Source organism: Chryseobacterium sp. 22458, from assembly GCF_052044975.1.
Taxonomy (GTDB): domain Bacteria; phylum Bacteroidota; class Bacteroidia; order Flavobacteriales; family Weeksellaceae; genus Chryseobacterium.
Genome location: NZ_JBQEOA010000001.1, coordinates 1,414,035 through 1,431,795, shown reverse-complemented (window position 1 = coordinate 1,431,795; position 17,761 = coordinate 1,414,035). Strand labels below are relative to the sequence as shown.

At 35.4% G+C, this 17,761-nt stretch carries 15 protein-coding genes; all 15 read left to right on the top strand.

Annotated features, from left to right (window positions below; all coding sequences use genetic code 11):
- Window positions 1-73 precede the first annotated feature (73 nt).
- Entirely contained in the window at window positions 74-1,234 is a 1,161-nt protein-coding gene (locus ACTJJF_RS06355) for an MFS transporter (RefSeq protein WP_440699077.1), read from the top strand.
- A gap of 157 nt (window positions 1,235-1,391) precedes the next feature.
- Window positions 1,392-1,886, top strand: coding sequence for a MarR family winged helix-turn-helix transcriptional regulator (locus ACTJJF_RS06350; RefSeq protein WP_312301670.1), 495 nt, complete (start codon window positions 1,392-1,394; stop codon window positions 1,884-1,886).
- Entirely contained in the window at window positions 1,883-2,647 is a 765-nt protein-coding gene (locus ACTJJF_RS06345; protein WP_440699076.1) for a hypothetical protein, read from the top strand. Before ACTJJF_RS06350 ends, ACTJJF_RS06345 begins: the two co-directional genes overlap by 4 nt.
- Before the next feature lie 717 nt (window positions 2,648-3,364).
- Window positions 3,365-5,353: a type VI secretion system Vgr family protein gene (locus tag ACTJJF_RS06340; protein WP_440699231.1), complete on the top strand. Its 1,989-nt coding sequence runs from the start codon at window positions 3,365-3,367 to the stop codon at window positions 5,351-5,353.
- A 12-nt stretch (window positions 5,354-5,365) separates the two neighbouring features.
- A complete protein-coding gene (locus ACTJJF_RS06335; protein ID WP_440699075.1) occupies window positions 5,366-7,822 on the top strand; it encodes an HET-C-related protein in 2,457 nt (818 codons plus the stop codon).
- Complete coding sequence (locus tag ACTJJF_RS06330) at window positions 7,819-8,739, top strand: hypothetical protein (RefSeq protein WP_440699074.1); 921 nt, start codon at window positions 7,819-7,821, stop codon at window positions 8,737-8,739. Before ACTJJF_RS06335 ends, ACTJJF_RS06330 begins: the two co-directional genes overlap by 4 nt.
- 71 nt (window positions 8,740-8,810) lie before the next feature.
- Window positions 8,811-9,575, top strand: a complete 765-nt coding sequence (locus ACTJJF_RS06325; protein ID WP_440699073.1) for a DUF7738 domain-containing protein — start codon at window positions 8,811-8,813, stop codon at window positions 9,573-9,575.
- A gap of 391 nt (window positions 9,576-9,966) precedes the next feature.
- The gene (locus tag ACTJJF_RS06320; RefSeq protein ID WP_440699072.1) at window positions 9,967-10,941 is read left to right on the top strand and encodes a hypothetical protein; all 975 of its coding nucleotides are present in this window, start codon (window positions 9,967-9,969) and stop codon (window positions 10,939-10,941) included.
- 27 nt (window positions 10,942-10,968) lie between these two features.
- Complete coding sequence (locus ACTJJF_RS06315; protein ID WP_440699071.1) at window positions 10,969-11,433, top strand: DUF4280 domain-containing protein; 465 nt, start codon at window positions 10,969-10,971, stop codon at window positions 11,431-11,433.
- A gap of 9 nt (window positions 11,434-11,442) precedes the next feature.
- Window positions 11,443-14,439: a hypothetical protein gene (locus tag ACTJJF_RS06310; RefSeq protein ID WP_440699070.1), complete on the top strand. Its 2,997-nt coding sequence runs from the start codon at window positions 11,443-11,445 to the stop codon at window positions 14,437-14,439.
- Window positions 14,429-15,376: a hypothetical protein gene (locus tag ACTJJF_RS06305; RefSeq protein ID WP_440699069.1), complete on the top strand. Its 948-nt coding sequence runs from the start codon at window positions 14,429-14,431 to the stop codon at window positions 15,374-15,376. Before ACTJJF_RS06310 ends, ACTJJF_RS06305 begins: the two co-directional genes overlap by 11 nt.
- A 47-nt stretch (window positions 15,377-15,423) precedes the next feature.
- Entirely contained in the window at window positions 15,424-16,056 is a 633-nt protein-coding gene (locus ACTJJF_RS06300) for a hypothetical protein (protein WP_440699068.1), read from the top strand.
- Window positions 16,057-16,098: 42 nt separating this feature from the next.
- Entirely contained in the window at window positions 16,099-16,503 is a 405-nt protein-coding gene (locus tag ACTJJF_RS06295) for a hypothetical protein (protein WP_440699067.1), read from the top strand.
- A 40-nt stretch (window positions 16,504-16,543) separates the two neighbouring features.
- Window positions 16,544-16,936, top strand: a complete 393-nt coding sequence (locus ACTJJF_RS06290; protein WP_440699066.1) for a hypothetical protein — start codon at window positions 16,544-16,546, stop codon at window positions 16,934-16,936.
- A 5-nt stretch (window positions 16,937-16,941) separates the two neighbouring features.
- Window positions 16,942-17,742, top strand: coding sequence for a hypothetical protein (locus ACTJJF_RS06285; RefSeq protein WP_440699065.1), 801 nt, complete (start codon window positions 16,942-16,944; stop codon window positions 17,740-17,742).
- Window positions 17,743-17,761 lie beyond the last annotated feature (19 nt).

Below are 17,761 nucleotides of genomic sequence, written 5' to 3'. Positions count from 1 at the left end.
AAAATGGAATATATTTTATTGCCGAACTGTGCCTAACTTCGCAACCGGAAATCTAAATCAAACAACTGTCAAAATGCACGATAGAGAATCTTACAATACGAAAATGCCTGCAGCCTGCTTTTTACTTTTCTTTGCCCATGGGCTTGTTTTTTCTTCCTGGGCAAGCCGGATCCCTGTGATCAAAAATACACTCTCGATCAGTGAAGCGGAGCTGGGGACCTTATTACTGCTGATGCCGATAGGGCAGCTTTCCACCATGGTTCCTGCAGGAAAACTGATCAGCAGATTCGGGAGCAGCCGGATTATTAAAAGCTGTTTTTTACTGTATCCTGTTTTTCTACTGCTGATCGGGCTTTCACCATCTTACTGGGTACTTGCTGTGGTTCTTTTTTTCTTTGGTGTTTCGGGGAATCTGTGCAATATTGCGATGAATACACAGGCGATTGAAATAGAATCAATAACGAAAAGAACCCTTCTTTCATCTTATCATGGTGCCTGGTGCTTTGCCGGATTAGTGGGAGCTGTCGTTGGGCTATTGGCGATCAATATCCATGTAGCGACTTTCTATCATTTTGTATTCATTTTTATCCTGGTGGCAGGACTATGGATGTACAGCAAAGGAAATCTAACCAATATCATCCATAAGGTTGAACCGCAAAGACAATCTATTTTTAAAACAGTAAACTCTACTTTGATAGGGCTTGGAGTGATCGGGTTTTTAAGTATGGCTATTGAAGGTGCTATGTTCGACTGGAGCGGAGTATATTTTCAGACGATTGTAAAAGCACCGGATGGGCTTGTTATTCTGGGATATACAAGCTTTATCTTCATGATGACTTTAGGCCGGTTCGCAGGGAACCGTGTGATTGAAAAGTATGGAAAAAAGACAGTGCTGCAGGGATGTGGCCTCCTGATGAGCTGCGGTCTTTTCCTTAGCGTCTTCTTTCCGGAATTTTGGGTATGCATTATTGCTTTTATGATCATCGGTCTCGGAGGGTCTCTGAGTGTTCCATCGGTTTATAGTGCCGTAGGACAGGTAAGTACCGTTGCTCCCAGCATTGCATTGTCTTTTGTATCCAGTATTTCGTTTTTAGGATTTCTGATGGGGCCTCCTCTGATCGGATACATTGCTGAAGCTTTTGATCTCAGGTATTCTTATGGTCTTTTTGCCTGCTTTGGTATTCTGCTAACGGTAATTGCCGGACAGATGGATATATTCAGAATTAAAAAGTGATACTTCTTCTGTAAACTCTTTAAAAATAAAACAAAAATTCAATTAATTCAAATTTTATATTATTGATTAATAGTGTTTTATAGTTTTGTTTTAAAATTAATATAGTCAACTATGTAGTTGACTATATTTTTTGTATATTTACAGCAAATATTTAACTATGGATTTTGACTTTATTAAAGAGCTTGGTTATAAAGCTTTGGATAGCAGGCTGAAAAGGATCAGTGACCGGATGTCTCATGACGTCAGAAAGTTCTATAAAGAATTCGGAATAGATGTAGAGCCCAACTGGTACCTTGTGCTGATGCTGCTGCAGAAAAAAGGAGAGATCTCTATCACAGACATTGCGGAACCTTTGGGGTATTCTCATCCTTCCGTAGTAGTGATTGTCAAAAAAATGACAGACAAAGGTTATCTGCTCATCAAAAAAGATCGTACAGACAAACGTAAACAGATTATTTCACTTTCCCCGAAAGCTACAGAGATGCTTCCTCAGCTGGAAAAAATCTGGGACAGCTGTGAAAAGGCAATCCTTCAGCTTTTATCAGAAGATCTGGCTATTTTGTCTTATCTGGACAGCATAGATCAGGAACTAAAGAGCGAATCTTTTTATAACAGATTCAGACAACAATACTTAAAATCAATACATTCATGAAAACATTTATTCTTATTGCTGCATTTCTTTTTGGTAATCTGATGGTTTCAGCTACAGAAACAAAAGTTATGATCAGAGCAAAAGCAAGGGACGCCAAATTTATAGGGACTTCACTGGGAGGTGCTCATATTATTGTAAGAAACAAACTGAACCGGAAAATTCTGGCAGAAGGGAATACAGCGGGAAGCACAGGCAATACCGATCTGATTATGAAAACACCTAAAATCAGGGGGAATTCAATTGCAGACGAACAAACGGGAGGATTTATTGCCAATATTGACATAGATGAGCCCACATTTGTTAATATAGAAGTGATTTCACCCCTGAACAGCAGACAGGCACAAGCTACAGTAACTACAGAACTATGGTTGATTCCCGGAAAAGATATCTTGGGAGAAGGAATTATTCTGGAAATTCCGGGATATATTATTGATATTCTGAAACCCAGAACGCATCAGTATATCGCTCTGAACACCATTAAAGACAAACCGTTTCAGTTTCAGGCCAATATTGTGATGATGTGTGGCTGTGTAATTGATAAAGGAGGGGTATGGAATTCTGATGAAATAGAAGTAAAGGGAATTCTCAAGAAAGATGGCAAAGTCATCAAAAATGTTGATATGTCCCTGGTCTCTACGAACCTGTTTGAAGGAAATCATCCCATCAATGCACCGGGAAATTATGAGCTGATATTATATGCTTATGATAAGAAAACAGGTAATACGGGAGTGGACAAAGTGAACTATGTAGTTTTTGAATAATAGCCAATTCTGCAGGAAAACTCTTAGATTCAATATTTCGGTGGTAAACCGATTTTCCGGCAGTTTTATTTTTCTGTTTTGGTATGAGGACGGTTTCAGGTTGCTGTTAATTGATAAAGAGGTTCTGAAATATTATTTCTGCTCACGGAAAAAGTTTCCTAAGCCATCTTATTACCTGATCTTTTCGTTGATAGCCGTTTGTCCGTTTTTTGTACCTGAGATTAACTTGGTTTTGAAGGTTTTAAATAGTTTTACAGCTGTTTGAAATCTTTTTTTTTATTTTTTTAGTGGCTGAAGATCGTATTTTCATAATCTCAAAAATCGTAGAATTACTACAATTTTTCAAAAAAAGCCTATTTCATTTTGCCGTGATTTTTTATGGTGATATATTAGCCCTATCAAGTCATAAAATATAGGAATGAATAGCATAATAAACCATTGAGAATAATCACATTAAGCATAAAAAGCATTAGCCTTATTTGCCTGATATTAATGTATACAAACAGCTCTGTACCGACAAATAACACATTGGGGCCGATAAGTAATTTGTCTGAACTGTTTTGAATAAACGGCCGTATCCCTCTGGTATTTTTCCAGAAAAAAATACAAACACACTAGCAAAAAAATTATACCATGTTTAAGGAACCCAATGAGAATCTTTCCAAAAAGAAAATAAATACAAATTCTGCCCATACATCAGACACTACGGCAAAGTTCATGGGTAAGACCATGCATACCAATAATCCTACTGTTTCTGAAGATAAAGTATGGTCAAAACAACCTACTTCCAAAATATTTAATGCCCAGGGAATTCCGGACAATGCCGTTGCAGGAATCAACAGGGTAGTGAAGCTGGAAATCTTCGTAGAAGGTAAAGCTATTAAATTTTTCAAACACTTTAAACTCAAGCAAAGTGCGGTAAAGCATCATGAATTTGATCTTATCCTTGCTCACGATACCTTAGGAAGTGCTGAAAACCATAACCTGGAAGAGGCGCAAAGCTTTTTAGGGAAAAGAATTACTGTTATTTTCAGATATAAAGACGTTGAAAGCGGTCCTGAACGAAACTTTGTAGGAGTCATTACAGAAGTGGGTTTCAGCCAGGAAAAAGGAAATCTGGGGAATATTGTGCTGACAGGTTTCAGTCCAACGATTCTTCTGGATGCTGCTCCGCATATTCAGAGTTTTGGAGGGAGCCAGCCGATCAGTCTCAACAGTATTGCCAGTGAAGTGATCAAGGAAGGGCTGGGACAGGAGAAATTTGATTTCCGGGTAGATGCCCGCTACGGGAATGTACCTTACAGCTCACAGTATGAAGAGACTCACTATAACTATCTGGCAAGGATTGCAGAATCTTATGGTGAACAGTTTTTCTACGATGGGGAAATTCTGCACTTCGGACAGCTTCCGCCACAGGAAAAGCCTGTAAAACTTGTTTATGGAAGTAATCTGAGCGACGTTAAAATCAAAATGAAAGCTCAGCACGTTAATCCTACATTTTACGGATACAACAGCAGCCAACACGAAAAGTTGACTACCGGAGCCTCCAAAGTAAGCCATACTTCAGACATTGCAAGAAGAGCTTATGAAATCTCTGAAAATACTTTTAAAACACCATCATTAAGAATTGCACCGATTAATGCTTCTACGTTCATGGATGTTGATTCATCCCAGAAAGGAACTACAGGAAGCAAGGCTGCAGAGGTTTTTATTACTTCAGGGTTTATGACTGTTCCGTTTTTATATCCGGGTTGTATTGTAGATCTTGAAATGCGTAAAACAGATACTAACGATACTTCTTATTTTACCAAACTGATGCTGACGGAAGTAACCCATGAAGTGGATGCCCGTGGATATTACAACGGATATTTTGAATCTATTGCTGCAGACACAGGTTTTATCCCCCGTCCGGATTTTCATGTGCCTAAAGCTGAGCCTCAGATTGCAACCGTTATTTCGAATACAGACCCATTGAATCAGGGGCGTATACAGGTACAGTTTGACTGGCAAAAAAGCAATACTACCCAGTTTATCAGGATGATGAGCCCGGATGCCGGAGGTACAGATCAGATCACTCAAAACAGAGGATATGTAGCGGTTCCTGAAGTAGGAGATCAGGTAATGATTGGCTTTGAGTACCACCATCCGGATTTTCCATTTGCAATGGGTGGAATGTTCCATGGGCAGGTGGGATTAGGCGGCGGAGTAAACAACCATATTAAATCCATCCAGACCCGAAGCGGTAATAAAGTGATTTTCAACGATGCGGAAGGCAGCATTTTTATTGAAGATCCAAGTGGAAATACTTATTTAATGGATGGTAAAGGCAATATCACCGTTACTGCTCCTAAAAATATGACCTTTAACGTAGGGGAGAATCTTACTGTGAATGTGGGACAAAATATGAATACCACAGTAGGCGCTGACCAGAGTAACATCGTGGGAATGAACAAAAGAGAAAGCATTACCATGAACAGTTCACAAAGCATCGGTGCGATGAAGATGACATCTGTAGTAGGAGATGCCAGCATGATGATTGCAGGGAAACTGACGGAGATTATAGACGGGGATGTACATAGTGAGACAAAGAAGGAGAGGAATGAGGTAAGCGAAGGTAAGATTGTTACTAAAAGTACAGGAACTAACGAGCATCATTCTGATAAGATTGTGAAAAATAACAGCGCTGAAAAAAGCAATAACTTCTAACTCATTCTCACTATGAGCAGAACCAGAATTGTTAAAGGAAATATTACCAAGATCATTGGCGGGAATTATAAAATTTATTCTAATGATGAGATTGAAAATATTGGCAGTAAAGTTATCCAGATAGGAAAGGAAGGCGGCGTGGTATACGGAGATCCTGAAAAATTTATACCTCCTCCCATAGATGTTCAGAAGAGTGAATACAAACTGGAGAGCACCTATGCCCACGATCAGATGATGAGTCTTGCCAAAGAATTGGGTGAGATTACATTCATGCTTTTTATGACCGAGATCTTTGGTTATGAGATTGAAGCAGAAGCATTGAGTAAACTTTACAGAGATCTGAGAGATAATAAAATTAAAGCTCCTGAAATTATTGTTTCCAAGAGCTTAGTGGGAAGAAGAGGCGGCCCTGCAGGATATAGCAACAAACGGAAAAAGATCATCGTGAATGAAAGGTTTGTGGAAGAAGCTGTAAAAGATAACGATAAAAGAGCAGAGCTGATGGCGGCTTTGGTAGAAGAGTATGGTCATCATATCGATAATCTTCTGCGTACAGAACTGACCACCAATGGAATTCCGGATACGGATGTAAAGGATGAAGGAGCAAAGTTCGCTTACAGCTTATTCAGGTTTGATATTTTTAATGAATCTCAGCTGAATTATGCAAAAGCAGAGCTTCCTGCTTTCAAAGGGGATCTTATCATCGATTTTACTACCCTGCACACCAAAGTTACAGAATATGTAAACGAAGAAAGGCATTATACGGAGGAACCAGGTGATGATATTTCTAACTATGGAGCCGGAAGAAACCGTAAACACAATAAAAATGCAGCTTTTGCCCATGGAGATATCGAGTTTGAAGCTTTAGCAGATCCTAAATCCAGGCTATATTCAGATCAGGATGTTCGTAAGATTTATTATGGAAACTGGCTAAGGGATTTCTCACAGGTCATTGTTGGGTTTACAGTAAGAGGGACGAATGTAGCCATCAAGGCACAGAAAAATAAAGTGATCAAAGAATTGAGCCCTATGCAGTTATCTCATGAGGGATGGGTGAAGTTGATTAAAATTCTGGCTATTAAAGAATTTGTTTTTGATCCATTAAAGGATGCAGGAAAAAATCCCGCAGATGACTATGCAACTCTGGAGAAAACATTTGATAAAGAGTATGGTGGACTTACGAAAGATATCCTTGGAATTTACCGTCCTGAAGAACATATTGATAATCCTTACAAACTAAAAGATGAATCTGATTACAAAGATGATAAGGGAAAACTTATTTCTTATACCTATGAAGGAACAGGTAAGATTAAAAAATTGTATTCCGGTGACAATCAAAAGTCCTGGAAAATAGATCCAGCCAAAAATATGTCATTTTTCTTTTGGAAAGATTTTGAGGATGGAGATCGTCCGTCTTCAGTTACTTATATGAAACAACAGTTGAAACTTGCTGTGTCCAGAAGAGGAAAACCGGAAGGCTTCAGGAATTTAGGGGCGGCTTTGCACGTTTTGGAAGATTATTTTTCTCATACCAATTTTGTGGAAATTTCTTTGAGAAGATTGGGAATAGATGCCTATCCTTGGGTATCCTATTATAAGGGAAAACAACATACAGAGATCCCTGTAGTAAGTGGACGCTTCTTGACGGATGACACTATGGCAAGCGTTGGCCCGAAGATGGGAGATTTATTATTTGATCCTAAAATTAAAGAATACAAAAGAAGAATTCCCGGTCAGAGATCATTGGCTGAAAAATTTATTCTCAGTGTACTGGAAGATCTGGCAGATGGACAGAAATCTGATAAAGCAGAGAAAAGTAGTAATTATTTAGGGGTTGAATATGCAACATGGCTTTTATGGTTCAATCAGTTCCTTACTTTCCAGGACTTTCTGGCAAAAGAATATCAAAAGACAGATAAACAAGAATGGATGTCCAGAGATTTCTTTGAAAAACTGGGGTCAACCTCTGCTGAAACCCTGCAGAAAGGAATGGGCTATACAGGACAGGTCATGGCATTTTTCCCAAAATTGGTGGTCAATATTGTATTAGGCTCTTTTGATAATATTATTCCCGAAGCTCAGTCTCACCTGGATAAAAATTATGGAGATTGCCCTTCCCATTCACAGTTGGCAAAAGATAGTTATGAACATCCGCTTAATAAGATCAGTGCTGAGCTGGCAAAAATAGCAGTAAAAGATGTAGGAACACAATATAAAAACGGTATGAGTGGACCAGCTTTAGCTGATTTTGTTGCGAATAAATATTTTGTACACCCATCTTCTCCTAATGCAAGATGGAGTGACAAATATCTTATTCCTTGGGTGAATAGTCAATCAAAAGAATTTATAGAAAAGCTAAGCCATGGAACGGTATATGAGCATGCACATCATGAAGTACAGGCAATAAGTGATAAAAGTGTGAAGAAAATAAAGGAGATTATGGCGTTTTTTGCAAAAAAAAGTAAATGATAAAAACTTACATAAAGAATATAATAAGTATTTTTTTTCTGATATCACTTTTAAATTGTAATTACTCAATACCTGAAAAAGATAAGTACCCTGATATGGAATCTTTTCCAAAATTATCCGATGTTAAGTCTAAAATGGACTCCATTAATGATAGTATTGTAGTTTTAAAATATGATTCAGAACATTATTACGCAATAGGAAGTAGCTCACTTTTTGTCTATGATGGTGATTTTAAAAGGATATGGAAAACAAGGTCTGATTTCTACAGCATGGAGATCGATCATAAAAAGAATATCTATATGTATAATAATGAAGAGGTTTATAAATATTCATTTCCATGGGCAAAAAAAGAAAAAATTGAAGTAATCAATGGATATCTTATCAGGGATTCTATACGGAAAAATTTAGACAGTTTACCTGAATATGCTAAAATTCAGGATAGTATAAAAAATAAGAAAGCGGATAGTATCAAATTTAATATCCTGGAAAAGAAAATTAAATCAGACTATATATCATGTTATGGTTTTGAAAATTCGGGATATATTTTGTTTACGTATAATGATAAGGAATATTGTTTATACGATTATGATTTGGTGAAATATTATGCAGGCAAAAAAAAGTTTGATTCACGCTGGGCTAAGAGAATGTCTGAAATCCAAACAAATCTGAAGCTTTATGATCATGCGGTTTTGGGTAACGGCAGTTCCGGGAATCACTTTTTTTTCTCATTTTATCCTTACGGTTATGCGTATTACCGTTTGAAAATTGGTGATCAAACAATAAATTTTAAATATTATAATGATAATTTAGAGCAGACGAAATTAAAGCAATGGAAAAATCCATTTAATGATAAAATAATTATAAGCCGGTATTATAATAATAGCCTTTATACCTTATACCTTGTTAGCAATAAATAAAAATGAAAAATAAAATAAAGATCATCTTTTCAGTACTGTTATTTACAATATTAAATTTTCAATGTCAAAATATGAAAAAAGAACCTGTTGATTTATCTCAAGCTACAATAAAAATAGATTCCTGTGGTCTCTCTTATAAAGGAAAGAAACTAGAATTAGGAACTTCAGTTAATGATTGGATAAAGGTATTAGGGCAGCCTGATAGAAAGCTTATGGCATATATGGAAAAAGACAAAGGAACCTATGTATGGGATCAGTTAGGAATTGCAGTGGATAATTTTGAGAATGGAGATGGAATGGTTACCTGGGTTTATATATTCTTTCTTAATCTGGATAGCCCGGAAGCAGGAGAACAAATGCTAAATCATGCAAGAGATTGGGAAAAGTTTGATGAGAAAAAATATCGTAATGGAAGGATCCCGATGTCTGAAGCGATGATTAAAGAAGTTGAAAACAGGTTTGCTCCTAAAAACTATATCTATCCGTTCAAAGTTTACGATGGAGCAATCAACCTTAATGGTTTTCCGGTACAGGCAGGAATGAAGGTGGATGAAATCAACTCTTACCGTGCAGAGCTTCCTTATTCCGGTAAATTCAAATATGTGGACGATGATATTGATGGGATAAATGATTCGGGAAATACTACCGATACTTTTGGGGGAGATTACCGTGCGCCGGGAGCAGAATGTAAAGACGGAAGACTTCAGTATTATGAACTGACTTATACAGCCACTAAAAAACTAGAGTATCTGAAAATAGGATATGAATCCGAATCAGACTATGAGAACAGAAAAGTAGCTGAGGCTTCTTTTGAAGAAAGAAAAGCAAAAAAATAATAATTACAAAAAATTAAAATAAATAAGGAATGACATCCTGACACAGTGAATTGAATAAATGGAAAATACTTCCAACCTGTATTATTTTAATACAACTGGTCAGTTTATGGCACTTGTATTATACATATAAATATGGAAGTTCTCAGATTCCGGCAGCATTGATCGAGCTTAGTATTCTTGCGATTGGGAATATATTGGTACTGGTGGCATTTTACTTTTTTTATTTTAGAACTGTTAGAAAACAAATTTTATGGTGGATTCCGATATCTGTTGCTGTTCTCGTTCTTAGCTTCACATTGATTTGTTACTTTATGATGGTGGCTAATCGATATGGGCCAATATTGGTCGCTGGAAATTTTAGATATAGAAATGTATTGCATACACAAATAGGATGAAAAACGCTGTAACAAAAGAATACAAGAAGGTAAAAGTAGAAGGAATTCTGAACCTTAAAGAACTTTCCGGGGAATATGAAATGACTCCGGAAGAATTGGTAGGGTTTCATAATCATTATTGCAGTATTCAGGAATTATTAACGCTGTCACTGCCCAAATATGTAGAATATCTGTATATACCTTCTGATAAATTTGAAATCAGAGATCGTAAACTACTGAAAAGTGCAACACTGGATCTTCCCACACAGCTTAGTGAAAAGGTATATGGAGTTATTATTAAGTTTTTGCCCAAAAACCTTCAGATTCATTATAAGATAAAAGTAAAACGAACTCCGACTTATATTGAACTGGTTAAGGAAAAAACATATGTGAACAATCAGGGAATTGATAAGATTATAGAACAATTATTTGAAAAAGCAGAACAGGTTTTATATCCGCTGCAGATTTCAGTTAAAAATAATGGCGGACTAGACAGAATTATTAATCATGAACAGATATCCCATCGATGGAAATTAGACTGCTTTCCCAAACTGAAAGAATATTACCAATCTGAAACCACAGATCAGATATTGAAACAAATGGACCAGGCTTACGCCGATCTTAACCGGAAGAAAGACCTGTTTGACAGAAATCTGTTTTATAAACTATTTTTCCTGCCTGTTTATAAAGGATATCCTCGGTTTATGAAAAAAGATTTTCTGAAAATTTATTTTTCAGGATTATCGCAGCAGACAGGATATGAAACACAATTTGAACTGAGCAGAGAATATACAAGAGGAAATAAGATTGCATTAAAAATAACGGGAACGGAAGAAGATAATCCCTTTAATCGAAACAAAGTTAAAGGGCAGTTGAACTTTTTATATAAATTTCATAGAGAAACAAGAGAATTATTTTCAGTTACCGGTTATTGTTCAGCCTTTGAGAAAGATGTTGAGTATATAATTGATTTTCAGTTGTATGAACAATAAAAATTAAACAAAAAAACACAATATACCATGAGCGAGAAACATTTGGTTTGCCAGGGAGCCACCTGCCAGTGCAAATTTGGAACAACTCCCGATAAGCTTACCGTAAAAACGCAAAGTAAACGCTACATCAATGAGAAGGATGGAAGCAAAAAGTTAATGGCTACCCATGTAGATATCGGACCTACTTTTGAGAAAAATACCTTCGGATCCTGCAAAAAAATGAATAATAACCCTTGCCAGGCAGTCGTTACCCAATGGAGCGGATATTATGAAAAAATCAAGCTGGAAGACAATAATGGAAATGCCCTTTTAGAAGACAGTAAGGCCACTTGCCCTGTAGGAGGCCCGGATTGTATCACGATCATCAATCATGGACAGACCGCTGAAGCTTCCGCACAGAATGTGAAGAATGCGGATGATGAGGTTTTGGCGGAATTGTTACCGTTTGTTAATATTAAAGGTAAGGTAAAAAAATATATTCCAATCAACTAATAAACTGCCATGGAAAACACACCAAAAACTTCAGAGAATAAAGATAAAGCTCCGCTACATATATATATAGAAACGAACGCCGGGCAGATATTTCATAAAGATATTGGATGGCTAGAATTGAAGAAAGCAGAAAGTTTCAATGTTTATATAAAAGAATATAAAGACAGAAAAGATGTTTTAGATCAGAAGAAAGAAAAAGATTTAAATGCTGCCAAGAAAAATCATGCAAAAAAAATTAGTGATATAGAAAAAGAGAAAAAAGAAAGCGATGATTTTATCCTTAAAAATTATAATGACTACTATGCAGGTAAAGTAAAAGCTGAGACTTATGATGCCAATGTAAAAAAACGGGAAGAAGGAATAGCAGCCCGTGAAAAAAGAAGAAAAAAAATTGACAATGATAATAGTGAAGCTGTTAAAAATATCAACAAAAAATATGATGATGATTTAGCAGCTATTAAAGCTGATTACAACTCTGTACGATGGGTACAGCAGCTAATAGGAGATCGGAGACCTGAGCTTACAGCAGAAAGCTTCAATGAATCTGTTACGATGGGGACTACTGCTATGAAATTTACCTTTGATGAATTTTTAGAAGGTGGAGGCGCTGTATATCTGGAGCCATTTTGGAGTGGTACAAAACCTAAGGGTAAATATCCACATGGGGTCATTATCAATGCAAAAGGAGAGAGTCCTGATGTTCTGCTGGCACAATGGGAGGATGCTGATAATAATTTGATTACCAAAACCTTGAAATTCGGATCGTCGGTATATTTGAACGTCTATACCAGTGCATTATATGGAAATAATATAAAAGTACAGTTAAAAGATAAGGATAAGGTGATAAGGCTTATTACTTTGGGACTTACCAACGCAGATGATGATCTTTATGCTGTAGAATATCTTAATAATAATGTTGAAGACAGAACCAATGAAGATATCTCAAAAAAAGGGACTTACTTTGAAAGAGCTGTTTCTGTGCATGAAGCCAAAAATGCTCCATCCATTGCAAAAAAAGGTCTTCTTGTACAGGAGGACGGTAACAAATATGATGGTATTCCTGCCACAAAAATCAATATACAAAAGTCTCAATTCGTAGTCTTTATAGATCCCCTATGGCAAACTATGGGAGGGGAATCTCTGGAAATTTACCCTGTTGTATATCATAACAAAATTCCCGGGGGAGAGAAAGTTCTTCAGCAATGCATACTGAAAATTGATAAAAATGCAACTGACGAAATAAAAGTGGATTCTTCCAATTCAAACCAGGTGGTTGTTCTCAGTCAGGTGGAAACAAATATACAACACTTCAATCCATGCGGTTATGATACAATTACAGCTTTTTTAGATATTACAGAATATCCGGTATTTACAAGAAAAACATCAAAGATTGAGAGTGAATTGCTTTTGGAAATTATAGCAAATGACAAAGAAAAGAATCTATATATCTACCTGCCGGATCTTAATACCAAAGAGTGTACTTATAATAATGTAATGGAATATCATACAGGAAAAGTAATTACTTTAAAAGATCCTGAAAGCCATTATAAAAAACTGAAAAAAACAAATGACGATATTTCATTTGATGTGAGTTATCCAAAGCCATCTGCCCAGTTGGCAATGGACTATGCCTGGCTTCCTAGTGCTAAGCCAATCAATTACGGATTACAGTTTACCAGTTGTCGTTTTCAACATCCTCTTGCGATTAAAGTATATCCGGAGCTGGAGTATACTTTTAATGCGCATTTGGGTGTAGACGAAAGTGAATATTTATACGTTACTCAAACAAAAAATTATAAGAAAAGAGATTATAAAGGAAAGAAGAAGGATGGAACAAGGGCAGCCAAAAAAGATCATAATAAAAGAATAAAGGAAAATTTCAAAGATGATGTAGATAATCAGGTTAAAAAAGATAATTTCCGGGAAAAATATAAAGTTTCTATTGCTTCTGAATATAAGTTTGGAGAAGGAGATCCTACCACAATAGAGCTTACTACTCTGAAGACATTACAGGACATTATTGAAAATGTAATGTATATATATGATACCATAGATTCTTATCTCCAGGGAGATCAGATGAAACAGATTGAAGAGGGAGAAAAATTTGATGAAAATGGAAATAAAATTCCACAAACTCCTGCACAGAAAGCAAGAAACAAAGCTGAATATCTTGCAAAACAGGAGCAGAGGCAAGATAAAAAGAAAAAAAGTATGCCTCAAACGAAAGAACCTCCTCCGGATTTAAAGAAAGATAAAAAAGATAAAAGGCCAAAAGGAGGTGGCTTTCCTGTACGTCTGGAAGTTACAGCTCCTAAATTTACAGGAGGTGTAACCTGGAGTTATAAGCAAAGTCAGAAACAACCTAATTTAGTAGGAGTCAATTATCAATTTAAATTTGGAGCACTTCCTTTAGTTGGAGTTACTGGTAGATTAGATTTACTGTTTGTGGCACAGTTCATCCCCTATATTGGACAGGTTGTAAAAGGATTGGATAAAGCAGTTGCTGCCGTGAATAAAGTAGGAGATGTTCTGAGTTTTCTAAAATTAGGAACACTGGAAGCTGAATATTATTTTGATCTGGTTGCTACTACTCAGTTGGATATTGACGTTATTAAAGGAATGAGTTATCATACAGTAGATGGATTTACTGGTGGACATTTACAGATAGAATCTCCTTTATCTATTGGTCTTGAAGCCGGTGGTAGTATAAAGGCCAAGTTTTTAGATGTAAAAGGGGAAGCTTCAATTTCTGCTTCTGCAACTGCTAAATTTAAAATATACTATGTTTCAGATAAAAAAGATTTCTTAACTTTTGAATTTGAAGGAGTAGAAGGTATAGTAAAAACTAAATTTATACTTAAGGAAGAAAAAGAAGATGAAGAAGAGAATGAACCTGATCAGGCAGAAAAAGATCCGGAACCTGTGCCAATTCTAAGTGGTTTCAAAATAGAAATACCACTGTTTAAAATGCAAATTGTAGAAAATCCTCATAAAGATGAAAAGTAAAATAATATTATTTACTGCGTTATTGCCATTATTAATGGTTCACTGTCAAAAACAAGATAAAAGAGAAACAATGGAACTTAAAGAATATAAATATAAAAATGACAAAAGAATAGTGTATGGATTGGATGTAGCTATTCCCGGACCTTATGAAGCTTATATAAATGATGTTTTGGTAGAACAGAATAATGATCCGGGGATGCATAATACTCTTATTAATGTTAATCAGGCAGTTTTAAAAAGCGGAACTTATGATTTTAGGATAAAAGTTTATCCAACAGTTGGAGAAGAGAAAGGCATAGAGCCAGGTACTTTATCTTTTCTAAAAGTAGGATTGGCAAGATATGAAAAAATACCGGTAGGTGAGGGAGCTATGCCCGATACGTATAAATATTTACAAAGTTTTCCTATTACAAAAATTGATAAACCCATTCCTTTCTATGAAGTAACTGGCAAATTTACAGTTGAGCTTCCTTACGAGCTGGAAGGTTGGAGCAAGGGACAGGATCTAAGTAAGATGGATCAAAAAAAATTACAGGAAAAAGTTGTTGCTTATTATCAGAAGTTATGGAATGTATTGAATGAGGGAGAAGGGAGTAAATGGGAAGAGATAACAGATCAAAGAAGACAAGAAACATTAGTATTCCACTATTACCCAAAAGATGAATTAATGGCATCTGTTCAGGAGGAGAAAAATGAGATTTCAGAAAGAAAAGGAAGAATGGCTCCTTTGGAAGATTATATGATGAAGCTCTATGGTAATGGAAAACTCGTTACTTTAGAAAGAATAAGCCATACTAAAGAAATGAACAAAAAAGAAATTGATGCTAAAGGCAGAAGTCCGCTTATAAGAAATGGTAAAATTAAAGGAGTAAGCTTTTACCCTGTAAAGTTATATTTACCTGAAGGAAGCAATGACTTTGTAGTTATTCGTAAATAAAAATAGTTTAAAAAAAGCTTAAATTTTGATGATAAACGCAAACTTAAGTGGCAAAGATATTTAATAAAAAGCTGCAGCAAGAACTCAAAAATATTCAGGAACAATATCAGAATAATAAAGCGAAGGCGATGCCTTTGACCCGGCCTGTGCTGATGCAGATGGGAATCAATTTCCTATGGGTGGTTTTTAATATGTATATGTTTCTGGAAAATAGAACTGTTGAGAAATCTTCATTCTTCAACTTTTGGGTGATGTTTTTTTTATTGCTCATGAATATTCCTGTGTTTATCTACAAGGAAAATGAAAAGGAGGGTAAAAATAAATTTGTGGCTATTTATTTTTTTTGTGCGTTATTGGTGTTCACTTTATTTCCTTTTTTTATATCATATAATCTTGCCATGGTATTCACTGTAGCTTCATGGCTTCCCAATTATATTTATTCATATTCTATAAAAGATAAGAAGGTTATAGATGGTTTAAAAGGAAATACGGGATGCTTTACCATCTTTTGGTTAGGATTATTTGTTATTGGAGTAATAATAAATATTTCAGGCCATTCTTTTGATAAAGAGTTTTTTCCCAAAGGGTATAATTACGGATATCTGATCAATATATTATACAACTTATTTTTTATAGCGTCAATTTATTATTCAAATCGATATAGAAATATGTCTGCTTAAATAATAATGACACAAGCAAACATTTAATCTTAATTTTACAATATGGCTAATGATACTCAAGGTGGCTGCACATCTGTTGCTGTTTTAATCGTTGCAATTGTATTGTTGATCGGAAATATTCTGTTTCATACACAGGAAAGTTATCTGATCAATTATCTGGGGCAATCCTATAAAGGAAATATTGTATCAGTAGATAGCACTCATACAGGATATGGCAAATATAGATTTGAGTATAAAATAAGACTTCAAAATGCTGAATCAATAAAAATAACGGAAGGTAATTTTAAAAGAAAAACACATGAACCTGGCCAAAAGGTCGAAGTGAAAGTGCATAAAGGAAAATCAGAATTTAAAATTCAGGCTCCTAATATATACATTACAATATTTTTAGCCGGGCTTTTAATATTTTTTGTTAAAGCGTATTTTGTTTTTAGAAAAACAGATTAGCACTATGATAGATGGTGACAAATTTTAAATGTATTCAACAATGATAATAAAAAAAAGTTTTGCTGTTATTATCCTGTTAATAGGAGTTTTTATCTTATTTGCAATGTATAAGTCTTCTTTACCAATCATCTATGGAACAAAGATAAAAGCGGAAATTATTGGCATTGACAGTGCGAAGAGCAGGAGATTTAACTATGTATATTATCCTGTTTTTCAATTGAATCATAAAAATAATATCATTAAGGTTACAGATAAAAGCAGCAGTGTTGATAAGAATATCAAAAAATCTGAGGTAACAGTGTATTATGACAGGAAGTATGGACTAAGCAAAGGATTTACAGTGGTAACAACCACTTTTTTAATTATAGGACTATTAATGGTTGTGCTTGGAAGATTAGCGTTGTTCACCCTTTTTAAAGTTAATCAAAAATAGATACCATGTTTGGAAATCATATTAAAGAATATCAATCGATCTATATAAGTATTGTTACCGTGCTGATAATCCTGTTCCTTTCTTATAAATGGTGGACTAAGGAAAAGCAGATAAAAAAACTATTGAAAGTCATCATCATTGCAGTAATGGGTTTTATTTTTTATCAGGTAGTTGTTTCTGTAGTTTCAGTAAGCGTATATCTGGTACATACAGCTAAAGATCATACCTTGTCTGAAGCTCAGGAAGCGAGTGTTATAGACTATAAAAAAGAGCAGAACAGGCGGAACAAAAAAGCATTATATTATCCTATTGTCACCTATTTGAATAAGGGTGGAGAAAAAATAACAGCTGTTGTTGATACCGGATTTCAGTATTCAGCGGCTCCGAAACTTCAGGAAACCGTGAAAGTAGTGGTAGATGAAAGCAATGATGAGGTCCGGCTTATTACTCAGGTAAGAACAATGCTGATTGTGGGAGAAGTATTATTTATTTTCTTCGGAGTGTTAATATTAGTCGGAATTACAGATTATGCACTTACATTGAATACCGGCAATCTTCAGACATTCGGGCTTGTCAGTACTTTTTATATGATTATTCCCTTAATGATTATTGGAACAGGATATTTCTTTGGGACTTCCGCTTATAATGCCTACTTACAGGAGAATATTACAAGCCGTTTCTGGATACATTTATCAATTGCAGCAGGCAGTCTTCTCTTTATGACCGGTTACATTAATATGATCCGGGAGCAATTGAAGAAGAAAGCAAAAAAACAAAAAAATAAAAGAGTAAAGAATCAGTCATAGCAATAGAGCAGTATTCTAT

Bases quoted from the DNA above. Each gene is read 5' to 3' on its own strand.
- ACTJJF_RS06355 (WP_440699077.1), top strand. From the start codon at position 74: ATGCACGATAGAGAATCTTACAATACGAAAATGCCTGCAGCCTGCTTT.
- ACTJJF_RS06350 (WP_312301670.1), top strand. From the start codon at position 1,392: ATGGATTTTGACTTTATTAAAGAGCTTGGTTATAAAGCTTTGGATAGC.
- ACTJJF_RS06345 (WP_440699076.1), top strand. From the start codon at position 1,883: ATGAAAACATTTATTCTTATTGCTGCATTTCTTTTTGGTAATCTGATG.
- ACTJJF_RS06340 (WP_440699231.1), top strand. From the start codon at position 3,365: ATGGGTAAGACCATGCATACCAATAATCCTACTGTTTCTGAAGATAAA.
- ACTJJF_RS06335 (WP_440699075.1), top strand. From the start codon at position 5,366: ATGAGCAGAACCAGAATTGTTAAAGGAAATATTACCAAGATCATTGGC.
- ACTJJF_RS06330 (WP_440699074.1), top strand. From the start codon at position 7,819: ATGATAAAAACTTACATAAAGAATATAATAAGTATTTTTTTTCTGATA.
- ACTJJF_RS06325 (WP_440699073.1), top strand. From the start codon at position 8,811: ATGAAAAAAGAACCTGTTGATTTATCTCAAGCTACAATAAAAATAGAT.
- ACTJJF_RS06320 (WP_440699072.1), top strand. From the start codon at position 9,967: ATGAAAAACGCTGTAACAAAAGAATACAAGAAGGTAAAAGTAGAAGGA.
- ACTJJF_RS06315 (WP_440699071.1), top strand. From the start codon at position 10,969: ATGAGCGAGAAACATTTGGTTTGCCAGGGAGCCACCTGCCAGTGCAAA.
- ACTJJF_RS06310 (WP_440699070.1), top strand. From the start codon at position 11,443: ATGGAAAACACACCAAAAACTTCAGAGAATAAAGATAAAGCTCCGCTA.
- ACTJJF_RS06305 (WP_440699069.1), top strand. From the start codon at position 14,429: ATGAAAAGTAAAATAATATTATTTACTGCGTTATTGCCATTATTAATG.
- ACTJJF_RS06295 (WP_440699067.1), top strand. From the start codon at position 16,099: ATGGCTAATGATACTCAAGGTGGCTGCACATCTGTTGCTGTTTTAATC.
- ACTJJF_RS06290 (WP_440699066.1), top strand. From the start codon at position 16,544: ATGATAATAAAAAAAAGTTTTGCTGTTATTATCCTGTTAATAGGAGTT.
- ACTJJF_RS06285 (WP_440699065.1), top strand. From the start codon at position 16,942: ATGTTTGGAAATCATATTAAAGAATATCAATCGATCTATATAAGTATT.